The sequence below is a fragment of the Bacillus cereus group sp. N8 genome (assembly GCF_016483685.1).
GTDB classification, from domain to species: domain Bacteria; phylum Bacillota; class Bacilli; order Bacillales; family Bacillaceae_G; genus Bacillus_A; species Bacillus_A proteolyticus.
Genome location: NZ_JAEHBK010000009.1, coordinates 139,264 through 151,703, shown reverse-complemented (window position 1 = coordinate 151,703; position 12,440 = coordinate 139,264). Strand labels below are relative to the sequence as shown.

Below are 12,440 nucleotides of genomic sequence, written 5' to 3'. Positions count from 1 at the left end.
TATTATCACACATTCTTTTCTTATTAGTATGTGAGAAAATGTAATACTTAATCTTAACAATCAATAAAAAGAAGAGTCAATATATTCTCTAATAGTTAGAATTTTAAGTTTAAGTCTGACAAACTCAGATGTAGTACAGTGTATTATGATTATTTTTGTAGCATAACAGATAGAAATGTTTTATAATTTGAAATAGTTAAATATTTAGTAAACGCATTCAAATATCGTTCACTCTACAGGGGGTATTCTTCTTATGCAGCAAACAAACAAATCTGAAACTTTAAACCGCGGTTTAAAACAGCGCCATATTACTTTAATGTCTCTCGGTTCAGCAATTGGCGTTGGACTATTTTTAGGATCAGCTTCCGCTATTAAACTAGCTGGACCATCCATTTTACTAGGTTACATGATTGCCGGACTCGTTATTTTTTTCATTATGCGTGCACTCGGAGAAATGGCAATTGAACAACCGGTTGCTGGCTCTTTTAGTAAATATGCAAATGATTACATCAGCCCACTAGCCGGGTATATTACAGGCTGGAATTATTGGTTTTTATGGGTTGTTACTTGTATGGCGGAAATTACAGCGGCAGGAATTTACATGCAGTACTGGTTCCCAGATATCCCGCGTTGGATCTGGGCGTTACTAGCTCTTTTATTAATGAGTGCTTTCAACTTCTTATCTGTAAAAGTATTTGGAGAACTTGAGTTTTGGTTTGCTCTCATTAAAATTGTCACAATTATCTGTATGATAGTAGTCGGTGCTGGGATTATTTTATTCGGATTTGGAAACGGAGGCGTTGCCACTGGCATTTCAAATCTTTGGGAGCACGGAGGCTGGTTCCCAAATGGATTCTCTGGATTACTACTTTCCTTACAGATGGTATTATTCGCTTATTTAGGAGTCGAACTTATCGGGGTTACAGCTGGTGAAGCTCAAAATCCGAAAAAAACACTTGCAAAAGCAATTGATAACGTATTTTGGAGAATCTTATTATTCTACGTTGGAGCTCTATTCGTTATGATGGCAATTTATCCATGGAACGAATTTGGTGAGAAAGGAAGCCCATTCGTATTAACATTCGAGCAAATCGGTATTGCAAAGGCAGCAGGTATTATTAACTTTGTCGTTTTAACAGCTGCTCTTTCTTCTTGTAACGGTGGTTTGTTTAGTACAGGCCGTATGCTATTTACATTAGCACAACAAAAGAAAGCTCCTGAACGATTCGGCCGTTTAAATAAAAATGGTATTCCAAGTCAAGGAATCGTCGCAACAGCAATCGTTTTACTCGTTGGCGTTATATTAAACTATCTTGTTCCTGCAAAAGTGTTTACATGGCTAACTAGTATTTCAACTTTCGGTGCAATTTGGACTTGGGGAATTATATTAGTCGCGCAAATTAAATTCCGTAAAGGATTACAGACTAATAAAAAGGATAAACTAGCATATAAAATGCCTTTACACCCATTAAGTTCATATTTCTCACTCGGCTTCCTTGTACTTGTACTAGGTATTATGGCCTATTCAGAAGATACACGAATCGCATTAATCGTCGGTCCAATTTGGCTTATCGGCTTGGCTATCGTGTATTATATGAAAGGTTTTCATAAGATTGATCAATCATCTAATTCAAAAATTAGTTAAGTCCACGATCTCTTCCTAATTTACTAGGGAGAGATTTTTTCATTATTCGCGCAAATATTTCTCAATTTAATTAACGTTATCTTTGCACTATTTAATATTTTCTATCTTTATTTTCATAGAAAAATCAATTACATTATTAAAGCACATATATTTATTTTTAGGGGGATTCTTCTATGAAGAATAAAAAATGGATTCAATTTTCTTTAGCAACAGCAATCACACTTAGTATAGGGAGTTCCTACATTCCGTCTACTTATGCCGAAAGCTCCGTAGACCCAGCTCCTGAAATTGCTGCAAAAGTTGTAAACCAAAACAATGGGAAGAAAGTATTATTCGATAATACGCACGGTCAAACGGCTGGGACAGCTGACTGGGTTATTGATGGCGGTTTTTCTGATTTCGGAAACGGCATTGCCCAAAACGGATATTATGTAAAAGAACTTCGTAAATCAACATCTATTACATACGACGATTTAAAAAATTACAATGTATTTATCGTTCCAGAAGCAAATATTCCTTATAAAAAATCTGAGCAAGATGCGATGTTACAATACGTGAAAAACGGTGGCAGTATTTTCTTCATTGCCGATCATTATAATGCAGATCGTAATAAAAACCGCTGGGACTCCTCAGAGGTGTTCAATGGATATAGGCGCGGGGCATGGGATAATCCAGCAAAGGGTATGTCTAATGAAGAAACAACATCACAAGCTATGCAAGGAGTAGAAAGCTCTGATTGGCTATCCGATAATTTTGGCATTCGCTTCCGTTACAATGCACTTGGTGATGTTTCAGCTAAAAATATCGTCTCACCTGCACAATCATTCGGAATTACAGAGGGCGTTTCATCTGTAGCAATGCATGCTGGCTCTACTCTTGCGATTACAAATCCAAAACTAGCGAAAGGTCTTGTGTATCTTCCAGAAAATCCATCAAAATGGAATAACGCTGTTGATAGCGGCGTTTATAACGGCGGTGGTGTTGCAGAGGGGCCTTATGCTGCTATTTCAAAAGTTGGTCTTGGAAAAGCAGCCTTTATTGGTGATTCTTCCCCTGTTGAAGATGCATCGCCAAAATATGTTCGTGAAGACTCCGGTCAAACGAAGAAAACTTATGATGGTTATAAAGAAGAAAACGATGCTGTTCTATTAAAAAACATAGTGAATTGGTTAGCGAAGCAAGAAACATTTACAAGCTTAGATCAAGTAAGTGGTTTACAGCTTGATGCACCTACAGCTCTACAAACATTTGAACAGCCAAGTTTATCAACAGAACCACAACCAGAACCTTGGAGCGCACCAAATCAAGGTTACCAGTGGTTCAATACAAATACTTTTAAACCAGGTTCATATGGCTATAACGGTGCAGTGACAACGAGTGATTACGTAATTACACACCCTAGCACTCTACCAAACAATGAAGTGTTCCAAATGAAGATTCAAGTAAATAACTTATTACCAAATACAACGTACAATAATTATTCTTTAGGTATTTTCACAACTGGCGGAACACAGGTAGCAAAAGTTCAAAATACAAATGGCACTTGGCCGTCTTCTTTCGGATATAGCAGTACATTCTCTTTCATAACAAATAACCAAGGATCTGCTGAAAAAATTGTGAACGTACAACTTGATCCAAATACAACTGGACAAGCAACACTTCGTCTACGTCAAAACACGACAGCGAAATATAGTGAAACTGTAACGATTAATAAAAAATAATGAAAAAGGCAATCCACATATGGATTGCCTTCTTCTCACTTCTCTTCTTTTGAGAAAAACATTCTTGAGATAACAATGCCTATACTACCGACAATTAAGAATAATACTGCCCTAATCATCATAGACACCTCTGGTAAGTCGAGAAGGAATAACTTCCCTACTGTTACTACTAACACGACTAATCCCGCATATAATATTTCATTCATCTGTCTATAACGGCCAAACCAAACTGCAAATAAAGCATATACCATCCATAATAATGATACAGATACGCTAATGATACTTCCATCTGTAGAAAGAACTTCACCGATTCTAGTAATTGTAATAAATACAATGATCATTAACGAGTAGAGCGCTATAGAATAAACATATTTACCTAAACTCACTAACACTTCTTTCGCTTGTCTCATGCAATAATAGAACGTTCCTATTAATATAATATGAGCAACAAACCCTGCTGAAATGAACTCATCAAATGTGCTAAAAATCGTCTGTACCATTCCAATCGCATAAATCGTTGCACTTACATACAATTTAATATTTTGCTTTACTTTAATAGCAGTCACCATACCGAGGAAACCTTGTAACAATAATACGATCGCTGCATTCACCAAACTATACTCATATAAAATCGCTAAACTAAATGATCCCATTGCAAAACCAAATAACAAATCTGTAAAGATATATTGCTTATTCTTCCTATATTCAAGTACGAACATAACAGCATGCACAAATGCACTTATAACTAATCCCCACGTTGTAAATTCAGGAATTTGGGAGATGGCTAAAATAAAGAAAACTGCATTCGCACTAAATATCGCCGATCTTGCTTCTTGTATGAATGTTCTTTCCGAAAACATATGCCAAAATAACAGTAAATGAATGGCACCGTATACAACTGTTAACTGCACTTGCACGTTTCCTACTAATATTGACATAACAGCAAAGAAGACAAATAGGACAATTGCCGCAACCACATAAGAAATCATATACAGGTACTTATAACGGTTTCTCAATGCATACCATAATAAACTAATTGTTAATATCGTCTCATAACTAAAGAAAATATACGTATTAGGAGTCGTACTATTTAACAAGAAAGGTACGAAGAAAGCTCCTACCGCGACGAAAATAGCGAGGTATTCCGATCTATACCTTTTCGCTAAATAAATCCCTAAAATAACCCATACAATATTACAGATAAACGCAATACTTGCAGGAATAAATTCATATAAATAATGTGCCGCAAACGTTGTTAAAACAATTCCCGTAATACTTCCTCCAGCTAATACTAACCCTAACGCTTGCCGCTCTCTTTTAATTTGTATATCTCCTACGTAATACAAACCGGCAGATAGTACTATACCAAACACAACCCGTATCGCTGGTGTTAATAATCCAGCATCTACTCCTGCTTTAAATAACCAAATAACGCCGAGTAACATAATACCGACAAATATGCGTGGTAACCATGTTTGACAAAACTTTATAATATTAAATGGTTCCGGCTTAAATGCAGATATATCTACTTGTTTCACCTTTGGCTCTAGTATGGACTCCCTCGTCTTAACTACATCTTCTTGTAACTTTTTATTACTTACCGTCTCAATGTATTCTTTCTTTTCCTTATTAACATTTTGCTGAACCTTTTCAATTTCCCTTTGCTTCGCTTTCAAATCATAAAGTGTCTCTTGCATCGTTTCAATTGCCGTTTCGAGTGCTTCTATTTTCTTATTTAAATCTCCCTTCATACGCTCCCCCCTCATTACCGATCATTATTAAACCTATATATTACCAATTATCCTTATCATACTATTAGTCTATTCATGTTCGATACCATTTTTCCAAAAAAAGAAAGGTGTTTTCCGAAATAGGAAAACACCTCTTACTTATTTCTTCTTATTTATAGCAATACTAACAATAACACCAATACAAACACCGAAAATAGCTGGAACAATCCATCCAACACCTTCTGTATAAAACGGAATGTATTTCAATACTGGTGTCCACTTATTCATCATCACATTTTTATTTAAAATATCAATCGCACTAAATAACGCTACGATTCCAATCGATACCGAATATACATATACATACTTTCCAATATACTTATGGAATAACCCTAAAATAATAAGGGTTAGTGCAACGGGATAAATAAATCCGAGAATTGGTACTGATACTTTTAAAATTTGTGTTAATCCTAAATTAGCTAAGATCATACTAACAAGACTTAATATAAACGCCCAAACTTTATAAGATACTTTCGTAAATACACTAGCGAAAAATTGACTACAAGACGTAACGAGTCCAATCGAAACACATAAACACGCGATAGTAAAAATAAGACCTAATAAAACTACTCCACCTTGTCCAAATAATGCCGTCATAACTTGCGCTAACACTTGCGCACCGTTATCAAATGTCCCCAACGAGCCACTAATTGAACCAACATATCCGAGGACGACATAAATAACAGATAGTAATAGTCCTGCCCCGATTCCAGCAATACTCATATATTTCGCTAAACCTTTATCATCTTCAACACCTTTTGCACGTAGGGCATTTGCAATCACAATCCCAAAGATTAAAGCCGCTAGTGCATCCATCGTTAAATACCCATCTAAAAAACCTTGGAACATAGGAGCTTGTCCATAATTTCCTGCAGACTCTTTCAAACTGCCTACTGATGTAAACATACTTTTTATAAATATAATGGCAATCATACATAATAATAAAGGGGTTAAAACCTTTCCAAACAAGCCCATTAATTTAGATGGTGATAAACTTAACCAATATACAATACTAAAGAAAATAACTGTGTAAAACAATAATACAACGCTTCCCGCTTCTGGGAGTAACTGCCCTGGACCCATTTCAAAAGCTAAACTTCCTGCACGCGGTATACCAAGACCAGGTCCAATAAATACATATACAATACACGGAAAAATAATGGCAAATGAAGAATGAACTCTACCCGCTAACGTTTGAAAGCTTCCTGCCTTCGCAATAGCAATAACACCTAATATCGGAAGCCCTGTTGCTGATATAATAAAACCTAGCAATGCAATCCACACATGTTCTCCCGCTTCGTATCCGAGGAAAGGTGGGAATATAAGATTCCCCGCTCCAAAGAACATCGAGAATAACATAAGACTAATAAGTAAAATTTCTTTTTTCTGTAACAATTTCATTTCTTTCTCCTTCTTCAATTTCATCATGTATGAAATCTATTCCACACGTAGGAAAAACGCAATAATCCGCTCCCTTACAAAGAAAACATAGTCCATAGTCTACCACAAAAGAAACACCCATTCTATAGACATTTCCCTTTTCCAATTTCTTCTGAAAAATCAACCTTCATTGACTTTCAATAGTTAATAAAGTAAAATATTAAATATACAAAACTATTAACTTTGTTTTTTGTTTGTGTCAGGAGGAAAAATCACATGGAATCAACGATACAACTAGAAAGAGAACAACAAAGAAAAAAGAAACATCCTCCCGGTTTATACTTACTCTTCTTTACAGAAATGTGGGAAAGATTTAGTTACTATGGATTACGAGGATTATTAACATTATATTTAACAACAGCTTTAGTAAGTGGTGGTCTTGGGTTTAGTCCCGCTTGGGCACTCTCTATTTACGGATTTTATACTGGAGCTTGTTATTTCACACCATTGATCGGTGGATACTTAACAGACCGTTTTCTAGGTAAACGAAAAGCCATCACAATTGGTGGTATAACAATGGCAATCGGTAACCTTACACTATTTGCCTTGCAAAACCAAGTCGGCCTATACCTCGGATTAGCGCTTATTATTATCGGTAATGGATTCTTCAAACCGAATATCTCTACACTTGTTGGAGAATTATACGAAGAGCACGATCCAAAACGTGATAGTGCATTTACAATTTTCTATATGGGTATTAACGTCGGTTCATTTTTAGCTCCACTTGTTTGCGGATTTTTATCAGAAAATTTATTCAAAACAACAGTAGATGGCGTTGTTCATTACGGATTCCGTTACGGTTTCTTAGCGGCTTCAATCGGAATGATCATTGGACAAATTTTATTTACAACACTATCTAATCGCTTCCTTGGTGATATCGGTAAAAAACCAACTCGCGATTTACAAACGGCTGCTGGACAACCAACAGTAGGAGATACACCGTTAACAAAAAAAGAAAAACAACGTACCGCAGTTATCGTCATTTTAACATGCTTCGTTGTCTTCTTCTGGGCTGGCTTCGAACAAGCTGGTAGCTCGTTAACATTATATACAAACAAATTTGTAGACCGCTCTGTGTTCGGATGGGAAGTTCCAACATCTTGGTTCCAATCGGTCAATCCGTTATTTATTATTTTACTTGCTCCAATCATTTCAGCATTATGGGCAAAACTTGCAACTAGAAAAAAAGGTGATTTAAAAATCCCAACAAAAATGGGACTTGGTATGATCCTACTCGGTATCGGTTATATCATTCTCGTTATCGCTACATTAAAAACAGGTAGCGATGAACATAACATTACAGAAAAAGCAAACCTACTATTTATCGTCTTTACGTATCTTTTCCATACGTTAGGTGAGCTATTCTTATCACCTGTTGGACTATCAATGGTTAGTGCACTTGCTCCAGTAAAACTTGCTTCTTTATTAATGGGAGTATGGCTAGCAAGCTCAGGAATCGCCAACATTTTAGGCGGACAACTTGCGAGCTTTACAACTTCACTTGGATATTCTGAAGTATTTACAGTAATCGGAGCTGCAGCGATTGTTTTAGGTTGTGTTTTATTATTAATTTCTAAGAAATTAGTGAAATGGATGGATTAAAAAGATGAGGAATTTCTCCTCATCTTTTTTTATGCTTTCTCGCCCTTTTCTATTGCTTGTTCATACAGATTTTTGTGCTCTTTATATTCACTTGGTACGAAGTTTTTATAGAAGAATGACAGCCAGCTATCTCCTTTTTTATATCCTTCTTCTCGGATTTCTGCTGCCTTTTTATTTGATTTAAATCCTTCCGTAAACCATTCCTTTAATGATTCGTGTTTTTCATACTTAGCAGGAACTTTCAAATCATAATTTTCAAATGCATATGTATATCCGGCTTTTTCCGTCATTTTTTTGGCAGACTTATATCCTGTTTCATACGCGGTTTCATATGCTTTCACATATGTATCCTTTTCAGTATTTCCAGGTTTCTTTTCAGCTAATTCTTTACCAGCCTTTTCACCAAGTTCCGCTTGTTCTTTTTCAATCTTTTCGGTTCTCTCTTTATTACCTACTTGGAAACCTTCTGCAAAGTTCACCTTAAACTCAGGAGTAATTTGACTATCGTCCATTGCTTCTTGTGCTAACCCTTGCTCTTTACCTTTTTCAAAATGCGCTTTTTTCTGTTCTTCTAAAGACCATACCGTAGCATACGCAGTTGTAAATGCTTGTTTATATGCATCTGACTTTCCAGCTACATGTCCTTCTGCATTATTCTTTCCTGCATTATTCTTTCCTGCTTTAAAATCTATCTCTCCGCTTTTTTGCCCTTCAGCTTGTCCCTTTTCAGATTCTGCTTTGCGTTGTTCTTCTGCTTTGCGTTGTTCTTCTGCAACTCGCTGTCTCTCTTCCTCTGCTTTGCGCTGTTCTTCTGCAGCACGCTGTCTCTCTTCCTCTGCTTTGCGCTGTTCTTCTGCAGCACGCTGTCTCTCTTCCTCTGCTTTACGTGCTTCTTCTGCTTTACGTTGTTTTTCAGCCTCAGCATTGCGCTGCACTTCCGCTTGTCTTTCAGCTTCTACGGCACCATTATTATTTTGACTAGGAGCTGGATCCGTTGCACCACTACTAGAAGCTGGTTTATTGTGATAATGATATTCCCCGTACTGTAATCCCCATTTTTCACAATTTGTACGACACGTATGTCCACCGTTAGCATCCGTACGTCCTGGATGTGCATAAGCAGAAATTGGTGCTACCAATAACGCTACACTTGTTGTTAAAAGAAGTTTCTTCACCTGTTGTCTCACTCTTGTTCCTCCCAAAATCTAGAATTCTAACTTTATTATACATAAATAGAAGGATTTTTAAATACGAACTAAAATATTCTATTATTTCTCAACAATAGTAAAAAAGAAGGTCAACTCTTTAAAGAGTTGACCTTCTTTCTTACTTCTTCGCCTTCGTTCCTACTAAATCACCAGCTACAACATAACGCTTAGAATTATCTTTTACAGATACACATGTAATAAGCGTTATCTCATCTTTCCCATGATCTTCTACAACTTCCCATTTATCCGGAGTTACTTCAGATACACCAGTAACAGCGTACTCATATTCATTTTCATTATCATATAAATAAATTTTATCGCCTGTTTTCAAAGATGCTATATCACTAAATAAAACACCTTTTTTAGACATATTATGTCCTGCTAGCGCGTAATTCCCTTTTCCCATTACTTGATTTTCTTTTACTGTCGCTGCACCTGACAATAGGTTTTTCTCAGTAGAAGCTTTTAAAACGGGAAGTTCTACTGAAACACTTGGAATCGAAATACGACCGATTACTTGTGTCTTATCTAACGATGCATTCGCTACCTCTGCCAAGTCTGGTTGATTAATTTTTGAAGCATCTACAAATTCCGTTTCATGCTTTTCATATGCCATCTTTTGAACTGCTTGCACATTTTCTGTCTGTTTCGTTTCTGCCTTATATCCATCATAGAATGGCTTTCCAATTAACACACCACCTACAACAAATAGCAGGATTGCTACTATACTATAAATTCTTTGCTTGTTCATATACGATTCCTTTCCGTTACAAAATCTTACTCTATATAAAATGATAAGACAATATTGCTATATGTACAAGTGTAAGCTGAAAAGAAACCTTCTCGCTTCAGCAAGAAGGTTTCTTTTTTAGACTAATTTATTTCTGTACAGGGATACGTAAAAAACTGTCATTTGAATAAAAAGCATGAAAAATAAAATATATAATGGGTATCCAGGAATATATAAATTAGCTACAGGAGAAAGTGTTAAAAATCCAATAGCAATAACTATTCCATACCAGAATGAAACAAATGTTGTCCGGCATGCCTTTTGTGTAATTGCTTTTTCCCGCTCGTCTTCTTGTGGAAATAATAACGGGTACATCCAATAAGAAAGTGCTTTATGTTTCTTCTTTTGAATTTTATAAAAAACCGTCGTTATAATAGCTACAATTGTTAACACTCCTAATGGCATCATATTGATTGTTACTTCAAACGGTAATTTCTCAGTTTCAATAATATTTGCTAGCTCTATCCAAGCATAATAGAGCTCAATAAACGCCCAAAAAGCTATCATAAATCTCAGCACATTTAAGATATAAGAAACCCCAATTCTATTCATTCTCTTCCCCCTCCTTATTTAAAACAAACACATCTTCCATCTTTAACCCGAATACATCACAAATCATCAATGCTAGTAACAATGAAGGAACGTAATCTCCTTTTTCAATTGCCGCGATTGTTTGTCTCGTTACTCCAACCTTTTCTGCTAATACACTTTGCGAAAAATTAAAGCGAGCTCTTAATTCCTTCACTCTGTTTAAAATGGTCAAATTTACCACCTCTTACCATCATTGTATGCAACTCTTAACAAAATGTAAACTCAACTTAACATTATTTTTGTAAAAAAATCCAACTTCACGTATTGTAAAGTTGGATTTCGTTTTAGTTTAAAATTGTAACTTTAACACTTCTTCTGCCCCAATTATTAGCTGTAGCTGAATCCGGCATTAATAAATCAATTATATGACCTTTAATCGCACTACCAGTATCTCCAGCAATCGCTGTTCCATAGCCTTCTACATAAACAGTAGAACCTAATGGAATCACAGCTGGATCTACTGCAATTAGTTTCATGTTTGGATTTGCAGTCAAATTATGTCCTAACTTAGATTTTACAGCTTCACCCGGTTTATAGCCATTTTCAGATGGATCAGCTGTATAAGCAGTTGCTGTTACATAAAATTCTTTTCCACCTTGAGCTGGTTTAGGGTCTGGCTTAGACTCTGGTGTTGTATTTTTTGCTACAGGCTCTGCCGGCTTAGCTGCCTGTTCTTCTTTTTGCTTAGCTGCTGCTGCCTTCGCTTTTGCTAACTCTTCTTGCTCAGCCTTTGCAGCTGCTTCCGCTTTTGCGCGCTCTTCTGCTGCAATTCTTGCTGCTTCTTGTTCACGAGCAATTGTTTCTTGTACTGCTTTCATATTTGCTTCAACTTTTGCTTTTTCTTCTGCTGCTAAATTAATTTGATTTGCAATCGCATTATATTTAGCTTGAACCGTTTGTAAGTTATCTTGACGTTTTTTCAGGTTATCTTGCAAATCAGCTTGTGCTTTTGCTAATTTTTGCTTATCTACTACTAAAGATGCTTCTTTTTCGTCAATCGCTTTTTTATCTTCTTCAATTTGACGAAGATCTTGTTCTTGTAGACGTAAAATTTCTTTATCTGCATCTAAAATTGTAGATACCGCGTTCATACGTTGTATGAAATCAGCAAAGTTTTTTGATTCTACAACAACTTCTACTACTAAACTCGTATTTGAGCTATTTTGAACAGAAACCATACGTTTTTTCATAATATCCTTACGAGCAAGGACTTTATCTTCTAAAACGATAATATCTGCTTTTTTTTGTTCAATCTGCTTATGTGTTTCATCGATTTTACGTTGAATAGCAGATTGATCCTCTTTATTTTTTGCAATTGTATTATTTAAATTATGTAGTTCGTTTTCGATACCTTTAATTTCTTTACTAACAGCTTGCTTCTCTTGCTCTTTCTTTTGCATTTCTGCATCGTTTTGTTGCAATTGCTGTTGCATGTTGTTAAGTTTCTCGTCGTTTGACTCTGCTTTTACAGCGACTGTACTAGAAAGACCGATAATTCCTGCTAATACTAGACTACTGATTCGCTTAAAATAGTTCATAATCCGACTCCCTTCTTATACAGTTATACATGATTTATTTTACAGTTTGTTTACAAAACCATTAAATACAGTTTATTTTTCATGACAAAAAAGAGAGAATTATGAATAAAATGTA

10 protein-coding genes are annotated in these 12,440 nt (G+C 35.8%); 3 read left to right on the top strand and 7 right to left on the bottom strand.

What is annotated here, in order from left to right; translation table 11 throughout:
- Window positions 1–253 precede the first annotated feature (253 nt).
- Both JDS80_RS15685 and JDS80_RS15680 read left to right on the top strand, forming a co-directional pair.
- Window positions 254–1,645: an amino acid permease gene (locus JDS80_RS15685; protein WP_098888287.1), complete on the top strand. Its 1,392-nt coding sequence runs from the start codon at window positions 254–256 to the stop codon at window positions 1,643–1,645.
- A 173-nt stretch (window positions 1,646–1,818) separates the two neighbouring features.
- Entirely contained in the window at window positions 1,819–3,366 is a 1,548-nt protein-coding gene (locus tag JDS80_RS15680; protein ID WP_199639185.1) for a DNA-binding protein, read from the top strand.
- 35 nt (window positions 3,367–3,401) lie between these two features.
- Here the strand turns inward: JDS80_RS15680 and JDS80_RS15675 are convergent, their stop codons facing one another.
- Together JDS80_RS15675 and brnQ1 are read right to left on the bottom strand one after the other, a co-directional pair.
- Window positions 3,402–5,117 carry a DUF2339 domain-containing protein gene (locus JDS80_RS15675; RefSeq protein WP_199639183.1) on the bottom strand — a complete coding sequence of 572 codons (1,716 nt, stop codon included), beginning with the start codon at window positions 5,115–5,117 and terminating at the stop codon, window positions 3,402–3,404.
- A gap of 138 nt (window positions 5,118–5,255) precedes the next feature.
- The gene (gene brnQ1 / locus JDS80_RS15670; protein WP_242477363.1) at window positions 5,256–6,557 is read right to left on the bottom strand and encodes a branched-chain amino acid transport system II carrier protein BrnQ1; all 1,302 of its coding nucleotides are present in this window, start codon (window positions 6,555–6,557) and stop codon (window positions 5,256–5,258) included.
- 255 nt (window positions 6,558–6,812) lie between these two features.
- Here brnQ1 and JDS80_RS15665 point away from each other — a divergent pair, with 255 nt between their 5' ends.
- Window positions 6,813–8,198 carry a peptide MFS transporter gene (locus JDS80_RS15665; protein WP_071772222.1) on the top strand — a complete coding sequence of 462 codons (1,386 nt, stop codon included), beginning with the start codon at window positions 6,813–6,815 and terminating at the stop codon, window positions 8,196–8,198.
- Window positions 8,199–8,227: 29 nt separating this feature from the next.
- Here JDS80_RS15665 and JDS80_RS15660 read toward each other — a convergent pair whose 3' ends face one another.
- The 5 genes from JDS80_RS15660 to JDS80_RS15640 form a co-directional block, all read right to left on the bottom strand.
- Complete coding sequence (locus tag JDS80_RS15660) at window positions 8,228–9,385, bottom strand: YHYH domain-containing protein (RefSeq protein WP_199639180.1); 1,158 nt, start codon at window positions 9,383–9,385, stop codon at window positions 8,228–8,230.
- 139 nt (window positions 9,386–9,524) lie between these two features.
- The gene (locus JDS80_RS15655) at window positions 9,525–10,157 is read right to left on the bottom strand and encodes a class A sortase (RefSeq protein ID WP_199639176.1); all 633 of its coding nucleotides are present in this window, start codon (window positions 10,155–10,157) and stop codon (window positions 9,525–9,527) included.
- A 117-nt stretch (window positions 10,158–10,274) separates the two neighbouring features.
- A complete protein-coding gene (locus tag JDS80_RS15650; protein WP_098888282.1) occupies window positions 10,275–10,748 on the bottom strand; it encodes a DUF2178 domain-containing protein in 474 nt (157 codons plus the stop codon).
- Window positions 10,741–10,959: a helix-turn-helix transcriptional regulator gene (locus tag JDS80_RS15645; RefSeq protein ID WP_199639173.1), complete on the bottom strand. Its 219-nt coding sequence runs from the start codon at window positions 10,957–10,959 to the stop codon at window positions 10,741–10,743. Before JDS80_RS15645 ends, JDS80_RS15650 begins: the two co-directional genes overlap by 8 nt.
- A gap of 112 nt (window positions 10,960–11,071) precedes the next feature.
- Complete coding sequence (locus JDS80_RS15640; protein WP_199639170.1) at window positions 11,072–12,325, bottom strand: 3D domain-containing protein; 1,254 nt, start codon at window positions 12,323–12,325, stop codon at window positions 11,072–11,074.
- Window positions 12,326–12,440 lie beyond the last annotated feature (115 nt).